At 63.1% G+C, this 25,219-nt stretch carries 23 protein-coding genes; 18 read left to right on the top strand and 5 right to left on the bottom strand.

What is annotated here, in order from left to right; all coding sequences use genetic code 11:
• Positions 1-97 precede the first annotated feature (97 nt).
• A complete protein-coding gene (locus tag IG197_RS28435) occupies positions 98-874 on the bottom strand; it encodes a FadR/GntR family transcriptional regulator (protein WP_067967588.1) in 777 nt (258 codons plus the stop codon).
• Between the two features lie 163 nt (positions 875-1,037).
• Between IG197_RS28435 and IG197_RS28440 the strand changes: the two genes are divergently transcribed.
• From IG197_RS28440 to IG197_RS28490, 11 genes are read left to right on the top strand one after another with little or no spacing between them, the layout of a single operon-like run.
• A complete protein-coding gene (locus tag IG197_RS28440; protein ID WP_192320448.1) occupies positions 1,038-2,477 on the top strand; it encodes an NAD-dependent succinate-semialdehyde dehydrogenase in 1,440 nt (479 codons plus the stop codon).
• Between the two features lie 11 nt (positions 2,478-2,488).
• Positions 2,489-3,742: an amidohydrolase family protein gene (locus IG197_RS28445; RefSeq protein ID WP_067967582.1), complete on the top strand. Its 1,254-nt coding sequence runs from the start codon at positions 2,489-2,491 to the stop codon at positions 3,740-3,742.
• Between the two features lie 11 nt (positions 3,743-3,753).
• A complete protein-coding gene (locus IG197_RS28450; RefSeq protein WP_157097240.1) occupies positions 3,754-4,053 on the top strand; it encodes a hypothetical protein in 300 nt (99 codons plus the stop codon).
• On the top strand, positions 4,050-4,460 hold the full coding sequence (locus IG197_RS28455) for a Rieske 2Fe-2S domain-containing protein (protein WP_210252501.1): 411 nt from the start codon (positions 4,050-4,052) through the stop codon (positions 4,458-4,460). Before IG197_RS28450 ends, IG197_RS28455 begins: the two co-directional genes overlap by 4 nt.
• The gene (locus IG197_RS28460) at positions 4,457-6,118 is read left to right on the top strand and encodes an FAD-dependent oxidoreductase (protein WP_192320450.1); all 1,662 of its coding nucleotides are present in this window, start codon (positions 4,457-4,459) and stop codon (positions 6,116-6,118) included. Before IG197_RS28455 ends, IG197_RS28460 begins: the two co-directional genes overlap by 4 nt.
• A gap of 41 nt (positions 6,119-6,159) precedes the next feature.
• A complete protein-coding gene (locus IG197_RS28465) occupies positions 6,160-7,185 on the top strand; it encodes an amidohydrolase family protein (protein ID WP_182574310.1) in 1,026 nt (341 codons plus the stop codon).
• Positions 7,186-7,232: 47 nt separating this feature from the next.
• Entirely contained in the window at positions 7,233-8,249 is a 1,017-nt protein-coding gene (locus IG197_RS28470) for a hypothetical protein (RefSeq protein ID WP_067967568.1), read from the top strand.
• The gene (locus IG197_RS28475; RefSeq protein ID WP_154384271.1) at positions 8,246-8,908 is read left to right on the top strand and encodes an RraA family protein; all 663 of its coding nucleotides are present in this window, start codon (positions 8,246-8,248) and stop codon (positions 8,906-8,908) included. Before IG197_RS28470 ends, IG197_RS28475 begins: the two co-directional genes overlap by 4 nt.
• On the top strand, positions 8,905-9,561 hold the full coding sequence (locus tag IG197_RS28480; RefSeq protein ID WP_192320452.1) for an RraA family protein: 657 nt from the start codon (positions 8,905-8,907) through the stop codon (positions 9,559-9,561). Before IG197_RS28475 ends, IG197_RS28480 begins: the two co-directional genes overlap by 4 nt.
• Positions 9,558-10,226 (top strand): 4-carboxy-4-hydroxy-2-oxoadipate aldolase/oxaloacetate decarboxylase, encoded by a 669-nt coding sequence (locus IG197_RS28485; protein WP_067967559.1) that lies wholly within the window; start codon positions 9,558-9,560, stop codon positions 10,224-10,226. Before IG197_RS28480 ends, IG197_RS28485 begins: the two co-directional genes overlap by 4 nt.
• A gap of 46 nt (positions 10,227-10,272) precedes the next feature.
• Entirely contained in the window at positions 10,273-11,445 is a 1,173-nt protein-coding gene (locus IG197_RS28490; protein WP_192320454.1) for a 4-hydroxybenzoate 3-monooxygenase, read from the top strand.
• 128 nt (positions 11,446-11,573) lie between these two features.
• Here IG197_RS28490 and IG197_RS28495 read toward each other — a convergent pair whose 3' ends face one another.
• Positions 11,574-12,758, bottom strand: a complete 1,185-nt coding sequence (locus tag IG197_RS28495; protein ID WP_182574306.1) for an amino acid aminotransferase — start codon at positions 12,756-12,758, stop codon at positions 11,574-11,576.
• A 316-nt stretch (positions 12,759-13,074) separates the two neighbouring features.
• Here IG197_RS28495 and IG197_RS28500 point away from each other — a divergent pair, with 316 nt between their 5' ends.
• From IG197_RS28500 to IG197_RS28510, 3 genes are all read left to right on the top strand, one after another.
• Positions 13,075-14,742: a thiamine pyrophosphate-binding protein gene (locus tag IG197_RS28500; RefSeq protein WP_246765457.1), complete on the top strand. Its 1,668-nt coding sequence runs from the start codon at positions 13,075-13,077 to the stop codon at positions 14,740-14,742.
• A gap of 70 nt (positions 14,743-14,812) precedes the next feature.
• Positions 14,813-15,778, top strand: coding sequence for a PDR/VanB family oxidoreductase (locus IG197_RS28505; RefSeq protein ID WP_192320456.1), 966 nt, complete (start codon positions 14,813-14,815; stop codon positions 15,776-15,778).
• A 7-nt stretch (positions 15,779-15,785) separates the two neighbouring features.
• Positions 15,786-16,970, top strand: coding sequence for a Rieske 2Fe-2S domain-containing protein (locus IG197_RS28510; protein ID WP_192320458.1), 1,185 nt, complete (start codon positions 15,786-15,788; stop codon positions 16,968-16,970).
• Positions 16,971-17,019: 49 nt separating this feature from the next.
• Here IG197_RS28510 and IG197_RS28515 read toward each other — a convergent pair whose 3' ends face one another.
• The 3 genes from IG197_RS28515 to IG197_RS28525 all read right to left on the bottom strand — a co-directional run bounded on the left by IG197_RS28515 (position 17,020) and on the right by IG197_RS28525 (position 19,984).
• Complete coding sequence (locus IG197_RS28515; RefSeq protein ID WP_192320459.1) at positions 17,020-17,784, bottom strand: IclR family transcriptional regulator; 765 nt, start codon at positions 17,782-17,784, stop codon at positions 17,020-17,022.
• 161 nt (positions 17,785-17,945) lie between these two features.
• Complete coding sequence (locus tag IG197_RS28520; protein WP_192320461.1) at positions 17,946-18,986, bottom strand: porin; 1,041 nt, start codon at positions 18,984-18,986, stop codon at positions 17,946-17,948.
• 314 nt (positions 18,987-19,300) lie between these two features.
• Positions 19,301-19,984, bottom strand: a complete 684-nt coding sequence (locus IG197_RS28525) for an antitoxin Xre/MbcA/ParS toxin-binding domain-containing protein (protein ID WP_246670704.1) — start codon at positions 19,982-19,984, stop codon at positions 19,301-19,303.
• A gap of 509 nt (positions 19,985-20,493) precedes the next feature.
• On the opposite strand from IG197_RS28525, the gene IG197_RS28530 reads away from it, so the two are divergent.
• From IG197_RS28530 to IG197_RS28545, 4 genes are all read left to right on the top strand, one after another.
• Positions 20,494-21,168 carry a Crp/Fnr family transcriptional regulator gene (locus tag IG197_RS28530; protein WP_246765458.1) on the top strand — a complete coding sequence of 225 codons (675 nt, stop codon included), beginning with the start codon at positions 20,494-20,496 and terminating at the stop codon, positions 21,166-21,168.
• Between the two features lie 307 nt (positions 21,169-21,475).
• On the top strand, positions 21,476-23,362 hold the full coding sequence (locus IG197_RS28535) for an AMP-binding protein (protein ID WP_246765465.1): 1,887 nt from the start codon (positions 21,476-21,478) through the stop codon (positions 23,360-23,362).
• A complete protein-coding gene (locus IG197_RS28540; protein WP_192320476.1) occupies positions 23,359-24,138 on the top strand; it encodes an ABC transporter ATP-binding protein in 780 nt (259 codons plus the stop codon). The genes IG197_RS28535 and IG197_RS28540 overlap by 4 nt, the downstream gene beginning before the upstream one ends.
• 103 nt (positions 24,139-24,241) lie before the next feature.
• Positions 24,242-25,216: a branched-chain amino acid ABC transporter permease gene (locus IG197_RS28545; protein WP_067967535.1), complete on the top strand. Its 975-nt coding sequence runs from the start codon at positions 24,242-24,244 to the stop codon at positions 25,214-25,216.
• Positions 25,217-25,219: the final 3 nt, after the last annotated feature.

Raw genomic sequence — 25,219 nt, forward strand, 5'->3', positions numbered from 1 at the left:
GCAACGCCGCTTCTCTTGCGGCGTTCAGCAGGCATTCCCCTCTGCATTTCGGCTTGGAACCAAGCGGCAGGACGCAGACCCTGCCGTTCCTCCGTGGTCAGTCGCCGGCTTCTCCTTTCGCCAGGTCGCCCAACTGACGCGACTTGACGAACTGCAGACGTCCGTAAACGAGGTTTCTGGCCGCATCGGGCTCACGCGCCTCGATGCAGGCGATCAGCGCGCGCTGGAACGCCACCGCGCGACGGGCCACGTCAGGCGAAGATCCCCTGACATAGAGCGGCATCAGGACATGGCTCAGCGCCCTGAATTGCGCTGCCAGCACCCGATTGTGTGAGGCGGCGACGACGCAGCCGTGAAAGTTGATCGCCGCCCAGGTGAACTCCTCAGCGTCGTCGACCAGACGCTCGGCCTCGGCCAGCGCATCATGCAGCGCCTTGATGTCGGCACCGGTCGCATTGCTGGCGGCAAGCCCCGCCGCCATCACTTCGATGGCAATCTGCGTGTCGAGCAGTTCCTCGGTGCTTATCCCGATCAGCTTCAGCTGAATGGCGATGGTCTCGGCCAGCCGCTCCGAATTGCCCTCGGCAACGAAGATGCCGCCCTTGATGCCGACCTTGACCTCGATCACGCCCGACGCCTGCAACGAGCGCAACGCATCGCGCATGGTCATGCGGCTGACGCCGAACTGCAGCGCAAGCGAAGCTTCCGAACCCAGCCGATCACCGGGCGCCAGCCTGCCGGCAAACAGCACGGTCCGGATCTGGTCGATCACACTCGCCGACAGCGTCGTCTGCTTGCCCGAAGACCACAGCCGCTCGGCCGGGCCAACCATCTGGGTAAGACCGCTACCTTCGGCGTCAGGTGCCTTTTGCATGTCGATCCCTTTGATAAGATATTTAGGACAAAAAAGATCATTCCAAGCCAAATATCAAGCGAAAAATGACGATTGCGCGACCATTTTTTTTAAACTATCATATATTTCAAGATTGGCGGTGACGAGCTCCCGCCTTCAACAATTTCAATCAGTTGAGTGGGACATGGTCACAGAAGATCTGATAGATCGCTCGTTGCGCATCGGCTCCGAGAGGGTTCGGGCGGCCGATCGCGAGATCCTGCCCGTCATCAACCCCGCCAGCGGTGAAACCGTCGGCGAAATCCCGGTTGCGACCACCGTCGACCTGGACAATGCACTGGCCGCGGCCGACACGGCCTTCCGCTCCTGGCGCAAGGTTTCGGCCTTCGAGCGCTACAAGATCCTGCGCCAGGCAGCGGCCCTGCTGCGTGAACGCGCACCTGCCATCGCCCGCTTCATGACGCTCGAACAAGGAAAGCCGGTCGGCGATTCCATGGCCGAGGTGCAAGGTGCTGCCGACATCTTCGACTGGTATGCCGAGGAAGGCCGACGCGCCTATGGACGCATCATCCCTTCGCGCACAGCGGGTGTCCGCAGCCTGGTGTTCCGCGAGCCGATCGGCCCGGTCGCAGCCTTCACGCCGTGGAATTTCCCGGTCACCATCCCGGCGCGCAAGATCGCCGCTGCCCTTGCCGCCGGCTGTTCCTGCATCGCCAAGCCGGCTGAGGAGACACCTTCACCGACGCTGGCGATTGCCCAGGCGCTCGCAGATGCCGGCCTTCCCGACGGCGTGCTCAACATCGTCTTCGGCGTGCCGGACCATATTTCGACGCATCTGATCGCATCGCCGATCATCAAGAAGATTTCGTTCACCGGCTCGACCCGCGTCGGCAAACACCTCGCCAGACTGGCGGCAGACGGCGTCAAGCCAGCGACGCTCGAACTCGGCGGCCACGCTCCCACGATCGTTTTCGCCGACGCCGATATCGAGAAGGCGGCGGAGATGACGGCACGGTCCAAGTATCGCAATGCCGGCCAGATTTGCATCACGCCGACACGCTTTTACCTGCACGAAGCCATTCACGACCGGTTCGTCGCAAAATTCCGCGCCGTCGCTGCGTCACTCAAGCTGGGTGATGGCCTCGATCCTGCAACGCAGATGGGTCCCCTCGCCAATAGCCGCCGCGTCGACGCCATGGAAAGCCTGGTTTCGGACGCGCAGCGCGCCGGCGCCCGTATCGAGCTGGGCGGCGAACGCAAGGGCGAGCGCGGCTACTTCTGGCAGCCGACCGTGCTGACCGACGTACCGAACGAGGCGCGGATCATGAATGAGGAGCCGTTCGGCCCGGTCGCTGTGACACGTCGATTCAAGGACTTCGACGAGGTCGTTGCCGAGGCCAACAGGCTTCCTTTCGGCTTATCCGCCTATGCCTTCACCCGCGACACGACGACGGCCACCCGCATCGGCGACGAACTCGAATCCGGCATGGTCGGCATCAACAACATGATGCTGACGACGCCCGAGACCCCGTTCGGCGGGGTCAAGGAGAGCGGCTATGGCTCCGAAGGCGGGGCGGAAGGCCTTGATAGCTATCTCGTGACCAAATTCGTGACACAGGGTTGAAGCGTAGCGCAATGACCGAGCATTCCATTCCCAATTTCCGTGAGATCGGCGAAATCACCGGGTCGACGGATTCCCGCGACGTGCTGGCGCACGCCACCAAGCAGGCCGCCAGGAATTTCGACGACTATCTCATCGTCGACGTCGACGCCCATGTTTCGGAAGATCATTTCTGGTCGGAGATCATCGACCTGATCGACAATGACGTGCTGCGTCAGATCGGCCAGCACCAGGTCAAGGGCTTTGGCGGCCAGAACGCGCTGCTCAACATCTCACCGGGCCTGTCGCTGCAAAGCGTCGGCGGCCGCATCGGCCACCAGGGCCGGCGCGAGCCGGTAAGCGACGACAGTGTCCACCGCTTCATCTCGACCGCCCGCCGCAGCATGGATGCGATGGGTCTCGACTACCAGGTGGTGTTCCCGAGCGCCATGCTGCTGCTCGGCATGCACCCGCAGGACGAGATCGAGGTGGCGCTGGCCAAGGCGTTCAACCGCTGGATGATCGAACGCATCCTGCCGATCGACAGCCGCATGAAGGGCCTGCTCTATTTGCCCTTCAACACGCCCGAGGCGTGCGAAGAGCTGGTCGAGCGCTACGGCGACACCGAAGGCATCATCGGCTTCACCGTCTGCTCGACCCGCAACAAGCCGGTCCACCACGACTGCTACATGCGGCTCTATTCGATGATCCAGGAACTGGACAAGCCACTGGCTTTCCACTCCGGCTATCATTGGGGCGATCCGTCCTTCGCGCAGCTCAACCGCTTCCTGTCGATGCATGCGCTGTCGTTCACCCACTACAACCAGATCCATCTCACCAATTGGATCGTCAACGCGATGCCCGAGCGCTTCCCCAAGCTCAACATGCTGTGGGTGGAGAGTGGCCTCGCCTGGATCCCGTTCCTGATGCAGCGGCTCGACCATGAAGTGCTGATGCGCCCCAGCGAGGCCCCTGGCCTGAAGCGGCTGCCGAGCGAATATATGCGCGAGATGTACTACACGAGCCAGCCGCTCGAGCGCACCAACATGAAGCTTCTCGAAGCGACCATGGAGGCGATGAACGCCGAGACCCAGTTGCTCTACTCCTCGGACTGGCCGCACTGGGACTGGGATTCGCCGGCGACCATCGACTCGCTGCCGTTCCTCTCCGAGCAGGCCAAGCGCAACATCCTCGGCCTCAACGCAGCGCGGCTGTTCAAGCTCGACACGACCCGTCGCAAGCCGCTGGCTGAGGACGTCCTCGCCAATCGCCCCAAAACCGCATCGTAATGGCACAGAACATGACGACATCAGAACATGGCGCTGGTTTCAGCGCGGCCGCCGCAGCGATAGCCGCATCTGCTGAGGAGGCGCTGGCATCCGGAACGCTCGACAGGGTGAGCGAGGCCGATATCGCCGTAGCACTCACCGCGCTCGGCAAGCTCTACGCAACCAAAGTCGAGAAGTCGGACAAGATTTTTCCGCCTGTCGGCCAGGACGCGCTGACCGCCACCGAGACAGCAGTCCTGGTCAGCGAACTGCTGCGCGCCGCCGATCTCAACGTCTTCGACCTCGCAATGTGGTTCCGGAGGGCATCGTGAGCGCCCCTGACATGGCGACGGCAGCGTCGCAACAGATCGTGTTGGGCCGTCACGACGAGCTCAAGAAGCGCCAGCGCATGGTCATCGATGTCGACGGCACAGGCATCGGCATCTACTTCGTCGGCGAAGAAGTGCGCGCCTACCTCAACATCTGCCCGCATATGGGCGGACCGGTGTGCCAGGGCAAGATCATGCCGCGCACGCTGGAACTGGTGGCCGACAACGGCAAGAGCCTCGGCCTCGGCTTTTCCAAGGAACAGCTCCACATCGTCTGTCCCTGGCATGGCTTCGAGTTCGACATGTTGACCGGCCGTCACCCGATCGACCCAAAGGTCGGCCTGACTCCTGTTCCCGTGCAGGTAACCGACGGCAACGTGGTGGTGACAGTCGGGAGCCCACGGGCATGACGGCGATGGTGGAAACCGACGTCCTCATCGTCGGCGCCGGGCCGGTCGGGCTGACGCTGGGCATGATCCTGGCGCAGCGCGGCGTCGCCGTGACGATCCTTGAGACACGTCACCATGGCGAACCGCCGAACGTGAAATGCAATCACGTCTCGGCACGTTCGATGGAGATACTGAGGCGGCTGGGCGTCGCCGGCGCGGCACGCAACGCCGGCTTGCCCGAGGATTATGCCAACGACATCGCCTACCGCACCTCGATGACCGGCAAGGCGATCACGCGCATCCCCATCCCCTGCCGACGCGACCGCTTCACGGCAACAGGCGGGCCCGATACCGACTGGCCGACGGCCGAGCCGCCACACCGTATCAACCAGCTGTTCCTGGAACCGATCCTGTTCGAACACGCAGTGGCAATGCCGGGGCTGACGGTGCTCAACCGCACCGAATATCTGGCGCATGCCGAAACCAAAGATGGCGTGCAGATCAGCGCCCGCAACATAGACAGCGGCGAACAGACGACGATCACGGCGCGTTATCTCGCCGGCTGCGATGGCGGGCGCTCGCAGGTTCGCCGCGACATCGGCGCCAAGCTCGTCGGCGACGCCGTCGTGCAGCGCGTGCAGTCGACCTACATCCGTGCGCCGCAGTTGCTCGGCATGATGAACGACGCGCCGGCCTGGGCGAGCTTTTCGCTCAATCCACGGCGCAGCGGCAATGTTTATGCCATCGACGGCCGCGAGACCTGGCTGGTGCACAACTATCTGCGTGACGACGAGCCGGATTTCGACAGCGTCGACCGCGACTGGTCGATCCGCGAAATCCTCGGCGTCGGACCGGACTTTTCCTACGAGGTCCTGTCCAACGAAGACTGGTTCGGCCGTCGCCTCGTCGCCGACAGCTTCCACAAAGGCCGGGTCTTCATCTGCGGCGACGCAGCACATCTGTGGGTGCCTTACGCCGGCTACGGCATGAACGCCGGCATCGCCGACGCCGAGTGCCTGGGCTGGCTGCTTGCCGCCAACATCGCCGGATGGGGCAATGCAGGCATGCTCGATGCCTACGCAGCCGAGCGCCAGCCGATCACCGAGCAGGTCTCGGTCTTCGCCATGAACCATGCCCATGCCATGGCCAAGGAACGCAAGGTCGTGCCTGTCGACATCGAAGACGACACGGCAGAAGGTGCCGCCGCGCGCGAGGCGCTGGGACGCAAGATCTACGACCTGAACGTCCAGCAATATTGCTGCGGCGGCCTCAACTTCGGCTACTATTACGACCACTCGCCGATCATATCCTATGACGGGCAGGCGCAGCCGGCCTACTCGATGGCCGAGTTCACGCCGTCGACGGTGCCCGGCTGTCGCACGCCACACATCTGGTTGGCGGACAAGCGCTCGCTCTATGACGCGATGGGCCCCGACTACACCTTGCTGCGCTTCGACCCGACCCGCGACGTCACACCCTTGATGGCGGCGGCAGCCGCGCGTGGGATTCCGGTCCAGCTGCTTGACGTGGTGCCCGGCAGCGATGGCGTGGGGCCTTACGCCGAAGCCATGGTGCTGTCGCGTCCTGACCGGCACGTCGCCTGGCGCGGCGATGCCTGCCCGACCGACCCCAACGCCCTGCTCGACACCATCACCGGCACCACCGCATCAATGAACTGAGGCGGGCCAATGCGAAATTTTCTGGAATTCTGGAGTGCCCGATGAAGATCATCGACTGTCACGCACATATGGCGGTGCCGCATCAGCTTCCCGCCTACAAGGCCAGCATCCTGTCGCATCGCGGCGCGCATGGCCGCAAGGCGCCGCCTGTATCCAACGAAGCGCTGGAGCAGGCCTTCAACCGCGTCGAGATGGCACCGATGGGTCACCTCGCCTGTCTCGACCAGGCCGGCGTCGACATCCAGCTTTTGTCGCCGCGCCCGTTCCAGCTCATGCATTCCGAAGAACCCAAGAAGCTGGTGCACTGGTATGTCGAATACGCCAACGACATCATCGCCCAGGAATGCGCACTCTATCCGGAGCGCTTCTATGGCGTCGCCGGCCTGCCGCAGACCGGTGACAGCCCTATCACCGAGGCGCTGCCGGAGCTCGAACGCTGCGTCAAGGAATTCGGCTTCCGCGGCTGCCTGATCAACCCCGATCCGTTCGAAAACAATGGCCGCATGGCGCCGCCGATGGGCGATCGCTACTGGTACCCGCTCTACGAAAAGCTCTGCGAACTCGACGTCGTCGGCCATATCCATTCGGCAAGCTCACGGGCGCCTGAGCGCGAACCCTATTCGCTGCACTTCATCAACGAAGAGACCACCGCGGTCTACGGCCTGTGCAAGTCGACCGTGCTGGAAGACTTTCCCGAGCTCAAGATCCTGGTCAGCCACGGCGGCGGCGCGATCCCCTACCAGCTCGGCCGCTTCGACGCGACCACAGTGCCGCGCAACGGCATGTCGACATCAGGTGTGCGTTTCCGCGACAGGCTGCAGAAGCTCTATTTCGACACCGTGCTCTATTCGCGCGACGCCATCGAACTGCTGGTCAAGGTGGTCGGCGCCTCGCAGTGCCTCTACGGCGCGGAAATGCCCGGCGTCGGATCGTCGATCGATCCCGAGACCGGCGAGACCTTCGACACCATCATCCCGCACATCAACGGTCTGTCGTTCATCTCTGATGATGAACGCAAGGCAATCCTGGGCGGCAATGCCGCGCGGCTTTTCAACATCGAAGCCTGAAGCCAGGTCACCTGAAGCGCAGCCTTGGAACAACATGGAGGCTACCTATGGCGAAAATAGTCGGTTTCATCTGCACGGCCCATGGGCCGCAACTGCACACCACGCCTGACAAATGGCTGCTGCGCGTCCAGTCGGACCGAACCCGCATGCACCCGTTCCGGGGCGGCGTCTATTCGTTCGACCAGCTCTGCGAATTGCGCAAGGACGAGAACCTTGCCGAACGCAGCACCATGGCGGCGATGACTGCAAATTATGAGAAGTGCCACATCGCCAGCGAACGACTGGCCGATGCCTTCGATGCCATGAAGGCCGACGTCGCCATCATCTTCGGCAACGACCAGCACGAGATATACGGCGAGGATTTGAGCCCGCCCTACATGATCTACTACGGCGACAAGATCCGCCATCATCCGGCGACCGAAGAGGGCCGCCGCCTGATGCCGCCTGGTGTCGCCGAGGGCGAGGCCGGGCATGCACCGGAAGAGTATCGCGAATACGATACGGTGCCGGAGCTCGCCAAGCACATCATCGGCAATCTGGTCGAGAACGAGTTCGACATCACCGTCTCGCCAAAACTGCCGACACACAATCCGCGCACCACCGGCATCAGCCACGCCTTCGGCCATATCTACCGCCAGGTGATGCGCGACAAGGTCATCCCCAACGTTCCGATCTACCAGAACACCTTCTTCCCGCCGAACCAGCCGACCGCCCGCCGTTCCTACAAGTTCGGCCAGGTCGTCGGCGAGGCCATCCGCTCCTGGAACAGCGACGCCCGTGTCGTCGTGTTCGGGTCGGGCGGAATGAGCCATTTCACCATCGATGAGGACTGGGACGCCCGTTTCATGCAGGCGATGCGCGAAAAGGATGCCGAGTTCCTCAAGAACATTCCGCTTTCGGAGCTCCAGTCGGGCACTTCGGAGATGAAGAGCTGGATCACCACCGCAGGTGTCATGGAAGCCTACGACACAGAGTTCCATGAAGTGGCCTATGTGCCTTGCTACCGCTCACCGGCCGGTACCGGCACCGCCCAGGGCATGTACTGGTGGGGCGTCAAGTCATGAGCGCAGAGTTGCTTGAACGGCTGCGCCGGCTCGATGCCTGCACGGTCTCGGACGCGCTCGACGCACTCGGCCTGCCTGGTGCCGTCACCGGCATCGCCCGCCGCTCCGGCAGCGGCGTGGTGGCCGGGCGCGTTGTCACTGTCGCCCTCGCCGAAGGCCCGGCGCCGGCAGGCGCACCCAAGGTCCATCTTGGTGCCCGCGCCATCGAAGCCGGCGACGCCAACTCGCTGATCGTCGTTTCCCATCCCGGCATCGATGCCGGCGGCTGGGGCGGAGTGCTGACCCAGGCCGCGCGCCTTGTCGGCATCCAGGGCGTGATCGTCGATGGGCCGTTGCGCGACATGGACGAAGCCAACGGGCTCGACTTTCCGATCTTTGCCCGCGCGACCACCGTGCGCACGGCTCGCGGCCGCGTCCATGAGGTCGCAACCAACGTGCCCGTCACCATCGACGCGGTGATCGTGACGCCCGGCGACTACGTCATTTCAGACGGTTCGGGTGCGGTGTTCATCACCGCCGACAATGCAGAAAAGGTGATCCGGACCGGCGAGCGTATCGCTGCCAAGGAACGCCTGATGATCGAAGCCCTGAAGACCGGCAAGCCGGTCTCCCAGGTGCTCGGCGCCGATTACGAAGACATGCTCGAGGCAATTCAATGACCGACCAGGCCGTAGAACGCGCCGGAAAACACGACTGCGCCACCCTGTCCGACGCCATGGACCGGCTCGGCATCGAAGGCGTCTGCCGGGGCATCAAGCCACGCGACCACAAATTCAGGCTTGTCGGCCGCGCCTTCACCGTCCGCTACGTGCCGGTCGACGTGCTGGCACCGGGCAATGTCGGCGACTTCATCGATGACCTGCCGGCCGGCACCGTCGTTGTGCTCGACAATCGCGGCCGCGAGGACTGCACGGTCTGGGGCGATATCATGACCCAGTTGGCCAACCACAAGGGCCTTGCCGGGACTGTCATCGACGGCGCCTGCCGCGACGTCGATCTTTGCCTCAGGCTCGGCTACCCGATCTATTCGCGCAGCTATTCGATGAAGACCGGCAAGGACCGTGTCCAGGTCGACGCCACCGGCATCACGGTCGAGATCGGCGGCGCGCTGGTTCGCCAGGGCGACATCCTAGTCGGCGATGCCGACGGCGTCGTCGTCATTCCGAGCGAGCGGGCCGACCAGGTTCTCGACCTCGCCGACGAGATCGCCATCGCCGAAAACGCCATCCGGAAAGCCATCACCGAGGGCATGTCGCTGCGCGATGCCCGCGTGAAGTACCGCTACCACTCACTGCAGACCCGCCAGTCATGAACAAGGTCGTCCGCAACATCGAACGCGCCGACAGCGCAGCAATCGCCCGGCTGGCCAAGGCCGGCGTCGCCACCACCCACGAAGCTCTAGGCCGCACCGGCCTGATGAGCTCGCGCATGCGGCCGATCTATCCGGGTGCCGCCATAGCGGGAAGCGCCGTCACCGTCCTGGTGCCGCCCGGCGACAACTGGATGATCCATGTGGCTATCGAGCTGATCAAGCCAGGCGACATCCTTGTCGTGGCACCTTTCTCGCCGTCCGACGCCGGCTATTTCGGCGACCTGCTGGCGACCTCGGTCATGGCGCGCGGCGGCATCGGCCTGGTCATCGACGCAGGCGTCCGCGACATCCGCGACCTCACCCAGATGAAGTTTCCGGTCTGGTCGACAGCGATCTGTGCCCAGGGAACGGTCAAGGAGACAATCGGATCGGTGAACGTTCCGGTCTCGTGTGCCGGTGCGGTGGTCAATCCCGGGGACGTCGTCGTCGCCGATGACGACGGCGTCGTGATCATCCCGCGCCAACTGGCCGATACCGTCGCACAACTTTCCGAGCGGCGCATCGCCGATGAGGAAGCCAAGCGCACAGAACTCGCCAAGGGCGTCCTCAGCCTCGATCTCTTCAATCTGCGCGGGCGCCTGAAGGACAAGGGCCTCGAATACTGACGCCAGACACGGCGCCGCAAACCAGTCAGCAGCAATGGGTGAACTCATGAAAACTCAGGTCGGGATCATCGGCGCGGGGCCAGCCGGCCTGCTTGTGGCGCGAATTCTCCAGCTCAACGGTATCGACTCGGTGATCCTTGAACGACGTACGCGGGCCTATGTGTTCGAGCGCGTGCGGGCGGGCGTTCTCGAATCGGGTACTGTCGACACGCTGCGCACCTACGGTATGGGTGAGCGCCTCAACCGTGAGGGCATTCCGATGCGCTCGATGCAGTTGTGCTGGGACAGGCAGAAGGCCGATATCTCGCTCGACGACGGTACCGGCCGGCACCTGACCACCTACGGCCAGCAGAAGATCGTCGAGGACCTGATCCTTCAACGCGAGGCCGACGGCCTGCCGATCGTCTTCGAAGCCGACGTATCGCGGCTCGACGGTATCGAGGACGCTCCGCGCATCCACTATCGCCATAATGGCGAAGACAAGGTGCTGGAGTGCCAGTTCATCGCCGGCTGCGACGGCTACCACGGCGTCAGCCGCAGGCACATTCCGGGCTCGGATGAGCACGTCTTCCTGACCGAATACCCGTTTGCGTGGCTCGGCATCCTGGCCGAGGCGGCGCCGCTTGCCGCCCGCCGCGGCTTTGCCCATTCGACACGGGGCCTGGCTGTTGCCTCCGCCCGATCCGCGTCGGTCGGCCGGCTCTATCTGCAGGTCGAACCCGACGCCGACCCCAATGCGATGAGCGACCAGCAGATCTGGGATGAACTCGACATCCGCATGGACGACGGCACGGCAGCGCAGCTCAATCGCGGCCCGATCATCGAGCGCTCAGTGGCGCGCCTGCGCGGCTATGTCTGCGAGAAGATGCGCCACGGCCGCCTGGCCATTGCCGGCGACGCAGCACATATCGTTCCGCCGAGCGGGGGCAAGGGGCTTAACCTCGCGGTTGGTGATGCGCGCATCATGGCCGAAGCGATCCGCCGTTTGCTGACGACCAACGACACCACCCTGCTCGACAGCTATTCGGAGATGTGCCTGCGCCGGATCTGGCCGACGGTCCATTGGGCCTGCTCGATGTGCGAGGCGCTGCACATCTTCCCCGGCCAGACGAGCTTCCAGACCCGGATGCAGTACCAGACGCTGAACCACTGGGGAAATACCGAGATCGGCCAGCAGCGGCTGCGCAAGGCCCAGCTCGGCCTGCCTTACGAAATCTGATTCGGACCAATTCCGGAACACGGCGACAAGCCGATCCCGGCGATAGGCTTTCAAAGGGAAAGGGCGGCGTTCCGATGGAACGCCGCCCTTCTTTCATTCACGCGGACCAAAGCCCGCCGTCACCGAAGTCAGCCGCAGACCGCGACGATGGCGTTGGCGACATGGCCGACATTGCTGTCGTTCAAGCCGGCGACGTTGACGCGACCCGAGCTGGTGATGTGGACATGGTGCTCGACCTTCATCCGCTCGGCGTCGGCAGGGGTGATGCCGAGCATGGCGAACATGCCGCGCTGTACGCCGAGGAATCCGAAGTCGCGCGTCGTGCGACCTGCAAGCGCTGCCACCAGCTTTTCGCGCATGCCGTTGATGCGTCCGCGCATTTCGGCGACCTCGCCTTCCCAGGTCGTGCGCAGAGCCGCATTGCCAAGAATGTGAGCGACGACCGAAGCACCGTGGTCCGGCGGCATCGAATAGTTGGTGCGGACGACCGGCAACAGGTGGCCGTGCGCGCGGCTGGCCGTGGCCTCATCCTTGGCCACCAAGGTCAGCGCGCCAACGCGTTCGCGGTAGAGCGCAAAGTTCTTCGAGTAGGAGCTGGCAATCAGCATTTCCGGCAAGCGCTCGGCCAGGAGCCGGACGCCGGCGGCATCCTCGGCCAGCCCGTCGCCGAAACCGAGATAGGCCAGGTCGATCAGCGGGGTGGCGCCGGTCGAGGCGAGCAATTCGGCGATTTCGGCCCACTGCGCCAGGCTCGGGTCGGCGCCGCCGGGGTTGTGGCAGCAGCCGTGGAACAGCACCAGGTCGCCGGGACCCGCGGCGCGCAACGCCTCGATCATCCGGTCGAACTGCAGCTTGCCCGACGCGACGTCGTAATAGGGGTAACGGACCACCTGGAGGCCAGCAGCGGCCAGCAGAGAAGGATGGTTCGGCCAGGTCGGATCCGGCAGGAAGACCTTGGCGCCCGGCTTCACGCTGTGGGCGAAATCGCCTGCGACACGCAACGCACCAGTGCCGCCCGGCGTCTGGATCGCCTGCGACCGCGCAAGCAGGCCGCTATTGGCGCCGAAGATGAGTTCCCGCGTCAGGCGGTTATAGTCCTCGTTGCCGGCCGAAGAGACATAAGCCTTCGACTTCTGGTTCTCCACCAGGAAGGATTCCGCCTGTTTGACCGTTGCCAGCACCGGCGCGTTGCCCTGCCCGTCCTTGTAGATGCCGATGCCGAGGTCGACCTTGTCGGCGCTCGGGTCGTCGCGGAACTGCTGCATCATTCCGAGCAGCGGGTCGGCTGTCGGCGTGGAGAGATTTGAAAACATATCACCCTCTATTGTCTCGTATTATGAGACTCTATCGCGAATTTTGAACATGGTCAACTCGAACTCATCAAGCTGACCTCTTGTGGCGCGCGTCCTCTAGCATTTTTCCTGATGTTACACGACAGCCAGCCCAAGCGGATTCCAACTCGGACCAGCTATCGCGTTTTGTCGTTGACTAGCGAGACGATGTAACGCATTATGAGACGACTTTGCATTTCATGTGACTCTTCGCAGGGTTCTGGGACGCTCCTGGGCCGGCAAAACGGCCTCGGGTCAGAGCCCGCCCTGCAAGCGAAACCAATCGGAGAAAAGCGGCGTGAACGGGAACTACGAACCTATGGAGCTGACCGGAGGACAGGCGTTGGTCGCCCAACTCCTGGAAGAAGGCGTGACCGACATTTTCGGCATTCCCGGTATTCAGCTCGACTGGGCGGTTGACGCCATCCGCAGCCAGCCGGACCGCATTCGCTACATCATGCCCCGCCACGAGCAGGCGACGTCCTACATGGCCGACGGCTATGCCCGCACCACCGGCCGCGAAGGCGTGTTCATGGTCGTGCCAGGCCCCGGCGTGCTCAACGCTCTGTCCGGCCTCGCCACCGCCTATGCCTGCAGCTCGCGCGTGCTCTGCATCTCGGGCCAGATTCCCTCGACCCTGATCGGTCAGAAGCACGGCATGCTGCACGAAATCCCCGACCAGAGCGGCATCCTCAAGTCGCTGACCAAGTGGCACGGCATCGCTCATCGCCCCGAAGACGTTCCCGCGCTTGTCCATGAAGCCTTCGTGCAGCTGCGCTCGGGCCATCCACGCCCGGTCGCCATCGAATTGCCGCCTGACGTGCTGCAGGCCAAGGGCGTGACGAAAGTCTTGCCGCGCGCCGAATTCAGCCGCCTCGAACCGCAGCCCGACACCATCGAGGAAGCGGCCGCCATCCTGGCGCAGGCGAAGTTCCCCGTCATCCAGGTCGGCGGCGGTGCCGCCGCATCAGGTGCCGGCAAGGCCATCCAGGCGCTCGCCGAGCGGTTGCAGGCGCCTGTCGTCATGACTGACGGCGCACGCGGTCTGCTTGATGACAACCACCCGCTTGCCCTGACATCACTTGGCGGACGCGCGGTGTTCCCGCATGCCGACGTCATCGTTGCGGTCGGAACCCGGTTCATCGACGGCATCGCCAAGCCGACCCATGCCAGCGGCGACACCAGATACGTCTATGTCAATGTTGATGCGGGTGCCGCCGGAGCACCCCGCACGCCGGGCTGCCTGGTGCTGTCGGACGCAACCGCCGCCGCCGAAGCCCTGCTCGCAGCTCTGCCGTCCGAAATACGAGCTTCGTCATCAGACAAGATCGGCAAGGTCAAGGCCTGGTCCGCATCGCAGACCGATGCCATCCAGCCGCAAACCGACTATGTCAGGGCCATTCGCTCCAGCATGGCCAAGGACGACATCCTCGTCAGCGAACTGACCCAGGTCGGCTACTTCTCCAACATCGCCTTCCCCGTCCATGCCGCCAATTCTTACGTCACCCCGGGCTACCAGGGCACACTGGGCTACGGCTTCAACACCGCACTCGGTGCCGCCCACGGCAATCCGGACCGGCGCGTCGTTTCGCTCAATGGCGACGGCGGCTTCGGCTGGGGCATGCAGGAACTGGCGACGTTGGCGCGCGACGGCTGCAACATGTCGGTCGTGGTCTTCGTCGACGGCCACTACGGCAATGTCCGCCGCATCCAGCAGCGCACCTTCGGCGACACCTTCGCGGTCGAACTCGCCAACCCGGACTTCGCCCATCTGGCAAGCGCCTTCGGCCTGCCCTTCGAAAAGGTGGACTCACCATCGGGACTTCGCGACGCACTTGTGCGGGCAAAAGACAGCAACGGCCCGGCCCTGATCGCCGTCACGGTCAGCGAAATGCCGAGCCCCTGGGCGCTGATCCACCCCTTCGTACCCTCGCCCGTAACGCCACCAGCCAACCCGCTGGGCTGAACCTCACCGGGCCCGGCATCCCGCGGACGCGCCGCCGGGCCTCCTCGAACGGCTTGGGATGGCCGCAAAAATGAACGACGGTCACCAGCAGACTGCCGACGCGACGATCGAGGTGATCGTCCGTCGGATTTCCTACGAAACGCCGACGGTCCTCTCATACGATCTCAGGCCTACCAACGGCGCGCCCCTGCCTTCCTTCGACGCGGGCGCCCATATCGACGTCCATCTTCCCGATGGTCTGGTGCGGCAATACTCTCTGATCGGTGCGCCCCATGCTTCAGACTACCGCATCGCCGTCGCACTCGACCGGGCAACACGCGGCGGTTCGCGCTGGCTGCATACAAATGCGCGGCCCGGCGATCGGATCAGGATTTCGCAGCCCCGTTCGACCTTCGCGCTTGCGGACGCCAGAGCCACGTCGATCCTGATTGCAGGTGGCATCGGCATCACGCCCCTGCTGGCCATGGCGCGACAGCTGCACGAGGAAGGGGCTGACTGGACGCTACATTATGCTGTGCGTTCGCGAGCCGAATGCGCACTTCTCGACGAGCTCTCGGCGCTCAGCGACAACATCCAGCTTCACGTCGACAGCGAAAAAGATGGTCTGCTCGATATCGCGCGCATCGTCGCTCAGGCAACGCCGGATGCACAGCTCTACTGCTGTGGTCCCGCGCCGATGCTCGCTGCGTTCCTGGACGCCGCCTCGTCGCGCGATCCCTCGACCGTGCATTCCGAATCCTTCACGCCAACCGTACCGGCCGCCGATGATGGCGGCTTCATTGTCGTCCTGAACAAGTCGGGGCTCTCGATCCAGATCGGTGCCGACCAGACAATCCTCGATGCGCTCGAACAGGCCGGGGTGCATGCGCCCTCGTCCTGTCGCAACGGCGTCTGCGGCACATGCGAAACCCGCGTGCTGGAGGGTGTGCCCGACCACCGCGACAAGGTTCTCAGCGACGCGGAACGTGCGGCCGGCAACACGATGATGATCTGCTGCTCACGCGCCACGACAGCACTGCTGCGGCTCGACCGCTAGGGGAGGAATGACAATGACAAAAGACGGATCGGCCTACGCCTTGCCCAAGCCGACATATTTCGCCGAGCTGACCGAAGTCGGGCGTGGAACGCCGATGGGCGAACTGCTGCGGCGCTATTGGCACCCGGTCGGACTGTCGGGAGACGCCACCGCCACGCCGCGAAAAATCATGGCGCTGGGCGAAGAGCTCATCCTGTTTCGCGACGGCACCGGCCGGCCCGGCCTCGTACATCCACGCTGCGCCCATCGCGGCGCATCGCTCTATTATGGCCGGGTCGAGGAGCAGGGCATTCGCTGCTGCTATCACGGCTGGCTGTTCGACGCTGACGGCAACTGCCTGGAACAGCCTTGCGAGCCCGAAATGGGTGCGAAGACCCGCGGACATATCCGCCAGCCGCATTATCCGCTGGAGGAAAAATACGGCCTGATCTTTGCCTATATGGGCCCGCTCGACCGCAAACCCGTGCTGCCGAGCTATGATGTGCTGGAGACGCTCGAGGCCGGCGAATTTCTCGAAACCGACGACAGCAGCATCGGCAGCGGCGGGCCGGTCATCGTCGACTGCAATTGGCTGCAGCACTATGAAAACGTGCTCGACCCATTCCATGTGCCGATCCTGCACGGCTCCTTCAGCGGCGACCAGTTCAATTCCAAGATGAGTCTGATGCCGCGCGTGACCTTTCACTACACGCCGCGCGGCGTCTCCAGCCTGCAGCTGCGCGATCTCGAAGCCGGCGAGCATCAGCGCATCACCGAGGCGGTGTTGCCGACCGTGCGCGCGGTGGCAAGTCCGGTCGCAACCGTCGACGGCCCGTGCAGCCTGCTCGGCTGGGTGCTGCCGATGGACGATATGTCGTTCCGGATCTATTCGGTCGGCCGCGTCAGCGAAGCCGGCACTCTGGCCAAGATCCGCTCGAAATATGCCGGCAAGCTCTGGCACGAGCTGACGGAGCAGGAGCATCAGAGGCTGCCGGGAGACTACGAAGCGCAGGTCGGCCAGGGGCCGATCACCTTCCACTCCGAGGAAAACCTGACCTCGACCGACCAGGGCATCGGCATGCTGCGCCGGGTCCTGCGTCAGCAGGTCGACGCGGTTGCCAACGGCAAGGATCCGATCGGGGTCGTCTTCGATCCGACCAGAGCGCTGGTCGAGCTCGAGGCCGGATCGCGAACGATCGCCAAGGGCATCTAAACGGTCGCCGGGGCGCAACCGCCCTGCGGGCCGGCAAAGCTGATCTGGTTTAGCTGGATTGCTTCGGCATCAGGGCCGGATTGACGCCGTCGGCATAACGCTTCTGGATTTCGCTCGCGACCGATCGCACGGTCGCAAGCAGTTGCAGATCGGGCTCGGGCACCAGCAGCGACGACGACAGGATGACCCCAAGCGCGGCACAGACCTGGCCGTCGGCCTCGAAGATCGGTGCTGCTATGCCGCCGAGCCCGTTGCCGCGCGTGTCGGTTTCGAAGTCGACGCCATATGCCGTCAGGTTCTCGACGACCCGCGGCGGCACCGGCTTCTTGTTTTCGAAATAATAGAACAGCCGGGCTGCCGGCGATCCCGGCAAGCTCAGCACCATACCCGGCTGCACCATGATGCCAGGCTCGAAAGGATTGGGCACCGCGTGCACAACCATCGCACCACCCTTGATCGGCGTTGTCAGCAAGGCCGTATGGCCTGTTTGCGCGCACAGCTCGTTGAGATAGGGCCGCGCGATCTCGACGACATTGCTGCGGTAGACGGCGGCTCTGCCGAATTTGAACAGCTTGCGACCGAAGACATAGCCCTCGCCCTCGCGGGCGTGGTCGACGAGACCGAGCCGCGTCAGCGTCTGCAGGTGCCTGGACACCCTGGCCTTGGTCATGTCAAGCGAGCGGGCCAGCTCTGTCACGCGCACCGGACCAGGAGCATCAGCCAGCGCATCCAGAATCTGGACCGCGACCTCGACGCTTTTTACTGTTGACGAGGATCCTTGCTCGTCGTCATTGTCCTGGCTCGACCGTCTCATGCTGTTCTTCCGCTGCGCATGGCCTGTTATATGTCACGCATAGCAAGAAGTATTCACGAAATTCGAGACAACCGCCTTGAAAATTCCCTGGGTTCGTCGGCGGAAAAAGACAAACCCGGCGACTGGAAGCCGGGTTTGCCAAGATCAGTTCAGATAGACGCTTAGAACGACGCGTCGAGGCGCAGGAAGCCTGAGAACGAGCCGTCGACCGGATAGCTGTCGCCATCGTTGTAGTTGACGGCCAGCTTGGCGTTCAGGTTCTCGACAATCTTGTAGTCGACGACAGCGCCGATGGCCCAGTCGTTGGCGTTCAGGTCGACGGTCTGGCCGGTGACGAAGTCGCCGTAGTGACGGTCGCCGAAGTACTGGCCGCCGGCACCGACCGACAGGCTTTCGTTGACCTGGTACTTGACGTAGGCGCCGATCGACCAGTCGTAACCCGAATAGGGGGCCAGCAGACCGAGCCAGGTCGCACCCGACTCGTAGGTGGCGACCGCCTGCAGCGTCAGGGCATCGGTTGCCTTGACGTTGACGATGCCCTTCAGCGCGAACTCGGAGAAGCGATCGTCATAAGCTGCGTACAGGTTGACCGAACCCCAGCCCTGGGCGATCGAGACCTTGCCGGTCACGAGCGGCATGTAGTCGAAGTTGTTGGCTTCTTCTTCCAGGCCGACTGACACGGCGATGCCGTTGCCGGCGTCGAAGGTGTAGCGGATCTGGTTGATGAAGGCACCGCCGCCCTTGTCGAACTCACCGTCGATGCCGCCGTCGAACAGCGTGTCGTTGCGACCGATCATCAGACCGCCGACTTCGAAGTAGGCATAGCGGATCCACATGTCGGTGGTATCGCTGTAACCGGACGGCCCCTGCGTGCCGCCGTCGTTCTGCCAGTGCAGTTCGATGTAGCGACGGAAGGTGCCGTATTCGGTCTCCGAACGGGCATCGAGCTTGAGGCGGGCAGCCGAATACTTCTTCCAGCCGTCATCGGTGTCCTTCCAGTCGATCTGGTAGCGAACCAGGCCGCCGACCTTGAGGCAGGTCTCGGTGCCGGGGATGTAGTAGAAGCCCGCGCCGTAGACGTCGCAGATGCGGACATATTCCATCGGCTCCGGTTCGGCGACGACGACAGCGTCGGCCGCACGGGCACCAGAAACTGCGAGCAGAGCCGCAGCAGAGCCGAGAAGAATGCTCTTGATATTCATTATCCAACCTCCAGTAGAATTAATTCAATTTGCACAGAGTACTTTCTTATATTGAAAGCAACTTCGGCACCGACCAGACAGAAACGGTTTTTTGATTTTCGTTTCCGGCCAGCTTGAATATCTCTATCCGACAGGATTGATAAACATCAAAATTTGACATCGCGTCACAAAATCGACGAATCATCTAGTTACGTGATATAAAAACAACAACAATACTGTACAAATGAAACGATTAATACATTTGGCACAAATGAAACGTTATTTTTGACACAGTCCTTGCAAGAAAATCTCTCCAGGAGGACGTTCGACAGAGCCTATGACATCAAGGAGTGTTCTTTTGCAGCCGAAACGACGTCGCCGACCAGGTCTTGCTTGAGCAAATCGATCGGGGTCCGGCCATTGAGCACCGGCGAAGGATGGATCATCCAGTGCCAGGCCTGCCGCGGATGGGTGATATGGGCGAGCACGTCGCGAATACCGGACGCTGGCCTTCCGTCGACAAACTGCGCCAGGGGGAATACGTGGCGCTGCCGCCCCTTTCGCAATGCGATGACCTCGTTGCAGCGGAACCATCGATGCAAAGTGGACCGCGGTATGCGGAGATTTTCTTCCAGATAGGTGGCGCCAGCGACGCGACCCGCCCACTCCTCGATGGTCATGGAGTCGAGGTCACCACCGCGGAGCGTGACTTGCTGCATCGATGGGGCCGACGGCTGCGCCAGCATGCCAGGATCGCCACCCTCATTTGCCAGGCACTGGCGGGACGCCTCGACAGCAAGGGCACGGATGAATTGCGAGGCAAGGTCAGGCAGTTCGGGCGATATGCTGCTCGGCGGCTGCGCCGCCGGACGGGCCGTGACATCGAGCAATCTCCGCTGCCGCGCCGGCCAACCAATGGTTTCACTGTCGGCGGCGAATATATTCTTCAGCTCACTGATGAAGAATTCAGTGTACTTGTTGACAAGGCTAATGCCGTGCGCATGAATGTCTTCGACCATTTCCATTAATCCTTGCCAATGCAAAATAAAGCATCAAGCTGGAGATCTGATCGTGGGGCACCGCCGATCCTTGCGAAGCTCGCCCCGTCGATCGACGGGCGGCTAACGAGGCCGGCTCAACGCCGGACAAGGCCTGCAGCAGTACGCCCCAGGCCCGGTCGTCGGCCACGCATATGCAAGACAGCGTTCATCGATACCCTCCCCTCGATGCGATCCGCGCCACGATCCGCACCCATGGGGGCTCCTCCGCGGTCGGGGCTGCTCGGCCAGGCTCCGTCGTCCAATCGATGCTGCTGGCAGATCATGCCTACAATGACTTCTGCACAGTTGGCATAGTCGATCCGGACGATGCCCCTGCCATTCTTTGAGCGCCCGCTAACATTCCCCAAGGGCATGGGCGACGCGCCTGGGTGGGGAAGCGACCGGCACACCACGCGGCCACACACGCGGCATGGCGAGCGTGACAAAGACATGGTACGCACGACTCGTCATGAGGAATGGGAGCGCGCGTGATAAGCCCGGAGCAATTTCTGGCCTCGGTGTTCTGGGCGCGCGAACTGCCGGAGGATGAGCGCGAGCGTGCACGACGCGGCATCATGCTGCGCGTCCTTGAGCCGGGCACCTATTTCATCCATCGCGGCGATCGCATAGACAACTGGATAGGTGTGGTCAGCGGCCTGCTGCGGCTGGGTTCGATCACCACCTCGGGCAAGGCGGTGACCTATGCCGGCCTGCCGCCAAGCTGCTGGTTCGGCGAAGGGTCTCTGCTCAAGGACGAGCCTCGCCAGTATGACGTCCTTGCACTGCGCCGCACGCAGGTGGCGCTTCTCAATCGCGCGACATTCTTCTGGCTGTTCGAAAACAGCGTCGCCTTCGACCGGTTGCTGGTGCGGCTCATCAATGAGCGGCTTGGGCAGTTCATTGCGCAGGTGGAGCATGACCGCACGCTCGATTCGACCGGCAAGGTAGCGCGCAGTCTGGCCTCGCTGTTCAACCCGGTGATCAGCCCATTCGTCGGCAAACACATCGATATCAGTCAGGAAGAGATCGGCTTGCTGGCCGGCGTGTCGCGGCCTGTCGCCAACCGAATCCTGCAGGAGCTGGAAAAGGAAGGATTGCTCCGCAGTGAAGGTGGCGGCGTGACGATCCTGGACCTCGACAAGCTGCGCCACTACGGCGAGTAGCACCGCGGCGCTTGGTGTCCGCCAGCGCCGGCAGCACAGCAAAATCAATAATTTAGGGGAATTTTAGCAGCTCGACGACAAAAGGCCGGTAGCCAAGACTGAACATTGGCGTCGTGTCTGTCAAGCCAGCCCTTGAAAAAGCCTGCCAAGGTTGCGAGCCTCGATGCAACGACCGGGAATACCCGGCGGCATACGAGGGAACGAAACGGGAGGTGTGCCTTTGGCACGAGGGAGCGAGACGCGCGGACACGACACGTTTGCCAAGCTGTTGTGCGAGCACGCACAAGTGCGGCCAGACCGTCCGGCGATGCGCCACAAGGATCTTGGCATCTGGCGGACGTGGAGCTGGAGCGAACTGGCCGAGACCATCCGCGCCTATGCGACCGGCTTGCAGCAGCTGGGTCTCGAGCGCGGCGCGACGATCGCGGTCATCGGCGAAAACCGGCCGGCCATGTACTGGACCATTCTCGCCGCGCAGTGGCTGGGCGCCATCCCTGTCCCTGTCTACGCCGACGCAGTTGCCGACGAGATGGCCTATGTGCTCGACCATGCCGACGTCGCATTTGCGGCGGTGCAGGACCAGGAGCAGGTCGACAAGCTGATCTCGGTCCAAGATCGTGTGCCTAAGCTCCGCACCGTGCTTTATGACGAGCCGCGCGGCCTGCGCGATTATGATCACAGCCGGCTTCACGCCATCGACACCATCATAGCAAACGGCCGTGCCCTGTTGGCTTCCGACGCCACTGCGCGCGCCGCGATCGACGCCGAGCGCGATCATGGCCAGGCCAGCGACATCTCGATCATCCTCTACACCTCGGGCACGACAGGTCGCTCCAAGGGCGTGCTGCTGACTGCCGGCGGCTCGATTGCGGCGGCGCGCGATACCGTCACCTTCGACAAGCTGACCGACCGCGACGAGGTGCTTGCCTACCTGCCGCTGGCATGGGTCGGCGACCACTATCTCAACTATGCACAGTCGCTGGTCGCCGGCTTCTGCATCGCCTGTCCCGAAAGTCGCGAGACCGCCGAGGCGGATACCCAGGAGATCGGCCCGAGCTTCTATTTCGCGCCGCCACGCGTGTTTGAAACCCTGCTGACCCGCATCACCATCCGCATGGAAGATGCCGGCGCGCTGAAGCGCTCGATGTTCAACTACTTCATCGGCATAGCCAAACGCTGGGGCGAACAGATCCTCGACGGCAAGGACGTCCCGCTTCGTGCTCGCCTCGGCTATGCCATTGGCAACCTACTGGTCTACGCGCCGCTGAAGAACGTACTCGGCTTTTCTCGCATCCGGGTCGCCTACACTGCCGGCGAGGCGATCGGCCCGGATCTGTTTTCGTTCTATCGCTCGCTCGGCCTCAACCTGAAGCAGCTCTATGGCCAGACCGAAGCATTCCTTTATGTCACCGCGCAGCCGGACGGGCAGATCCGTGCGGGCACTGTCGGGCCGGCAACACCCAATGTCGACATCCGTATCACCGACGACGGGGAGGTGCTCTACCGCTCGCCGGGCCAATTCGTCGGCTATTACAAGGACGCGGAAAAGACGGCCGAGACGGTGACGTCAGATGGCTATGTGAAGACGGGCGACGCCGGCTTCTTCGACCCCGACGGCCACCTCAACATCATCGACCGGGCCAAGGATGTCGGCAAGCTGAGGTCGGGCGCGCTGTTTGCGCCGAAATACATCGAAAACAAGCTGAAATTCTTCCCCAACATCAAGGAAGCCGTGGCCTTCGGCCAAGACCGCGACTTCGTCACCGTGATGCTCAACATCGACCTCACGGCGGTCGGCAACTGGGCCGAGCGCAAGAACATCGCCTACGGCTCGTACCAGGAACTGGCACAGCGGCCCGAGGTCTATGCGATGTTCATCGAGCATGTCGCCGAGGTGAACCGGGCACTCGCGGCCGAGCCGCGCATGGCTGCCGCCCAGATCCATCGCTTCCTGATCCTGCACAAGGAACTCGACGCCGACGACGGCGAGATGACCCGCACCCAGAAGGTGCGACGCGGCTTCATCGCCGAACGCTACAAGCCGCTGGTCGACGCGCTCTACAACGGTGCCGACGCTGCCGACATCTCGACCGAGGTGACCTTCGAAGACGGTCGCAAGGGCGTGATCTCGGCCCGGGTCCGCATCGCCGACACCAAGGCGATACCAACCGCAAAGCTCGAGGCCGCCGCATGACCGCGACATCGGAAACCCTGCTGGCGGTCGATGGCGTATCCTTGTCGTTCGGCGGGGTGAAAGCCATCACCGATGTCTCCTTCGACATCCGCAAGGGCGAGATCCGCGCCATCATCGGCCCCAACGGCGCCGGCAAGACCTCGATGCTGAACGTCGTCAACGGCTTCTATCACCCCCAGCACGGTCGCATCACCTACAAGGGAAAGACCCGTCCGCATATGCGGCCCTACCAGGCAGCGAGCCAGGGCATCGCCCGCACGTTCCAGAACGTGGCGCTGTTCAAGGGCATGACCACGCTCGACAACATCATGGTCGGCCGCACGCTGAAAATGCACCGCGGCCTGTTCTGGCAGATGCTGCGTTACGGGCCGGCGATGCGCGAGGAGATCGAACACCGCCGCGTGGTCGAAGACATCATCGACTTCTTGCAGATCGAGTCGATCCGCAAGACACCTGTCGGCAAGCTGCCCTACGGCCTGCAGAAGCGCGTCGAGCTCGGCCGGGCGCTTGCGATGGAGCCGGAGCTCCTGCTGCTCGACGAGCCGATGGCCGGCATGAACATCGAGGAGAAGGAGGATATGTGCCGCTACATCCTCGACCTCAACAAGCACTTCGGCACCACCATCGCTCTCATCGAACACGACATGGGCGTGGTGATGGACCTGTCCGATCGCGTGGTGGTGCTCGAATACGGGCACAAGATCGCCGACGGCACGCCCGAGGTGGTCAAGGCCGACCCGAAGGTCATCGAAGCCTATCTCGGCGTGGGGCACTGAGCATGCAGCAGTCTGGTGGAAGAGAGAAATTCCGCATGAACACGAGACGCACGACATGCCGGCCGGCTCGCGCCATCTGCCAGCTCGGCTGAGGGGGTAACAGATGCTCTACAACATCTTCATCGACCCCTTCGTCCAGATGGTGCAGATGCCCGACCTGCTGGTGCAGACCCTTTGGGAAGGGCTGGTCTCCGGAGTGCTCTATGCGCTGATCGCGCTTGGCTTCGTGCTCATCTTCAAGGCCTCGGGCGTGTTCAATTTTGCCCAGGGCATCATGGTGGTGTTTTCGGCGCTCACTCTCGTCGGCTTCTACGAGAAGTTCTCGGCAGCAGGTTTCTCGGGTCACGCGGCCGCCTTCGTCGCCCTGATCCTGACCGCAGGGGTGATGTTCGTGCTGGCGATGCTGGTCGAACGTGTCGTGCTCAGGCCGTTGGTCAACCAGCCCGACATCATCCTGTTCATGGCGACCTTCGGCATCACCTATGTGCTGATCGGCCTCGGCGAGATGGTGTTCGGCGGCGACCCCAAGCAGATGATAACAAGCGAACTGTTCCTGCCCAGCGGTTCGGTCGACGTCGAGATGCTCGGCGGCCTCGTCAGTTTCCAGAAGATCGACATCGCCGCCGCGATCATCGCGTCAGCGATGATCGTCGGGCTCGCCCTGTTCTTCCAGAAGACCCGCATCGGCCGGGCGTTGCGTGCCGTAGCCGACAGTCACAAGGCAGCACTTTCGGTCGGCATTTCGCTCAACCAGATCTGGGTCATCGTCTGGTTCGCCGCAGGCCTGGTCGCGCTGGTGACAGGCATCATGTGGGGTGCCCGCTCCGACGTCTCCTTCGCGCTCGAGATCGTGGCCCTCAAGGCGCTGCCCGTTCTGGTGCTGGGCGGACTGACCTCGGTGCCCGGCGCGATCGTCGGCGGCCTGATCATCGGCATCGGCGAGAAACTCGGCGAGTTCTACTGGGGGCCTTTGCTCGGCGGCGGCATCGAAAGCTGGTTCGCCTATGCCATCGCCCTGCTGTTCCTGCTGTACCGGCCGCAAGGCCTGTTCGGCGACAAGATAATCGAGCGGATCTGACAG

Source organism: Aminobacter sp. SR38 (assembly GCF_014843375.1).
Classification (GTDB): Bacteria; Pseudomonadota; Alphaproteobacteria; order Rhizobiales; family Rhizobiaceae; genus Aminobacter; species Aminobacter ciceronei.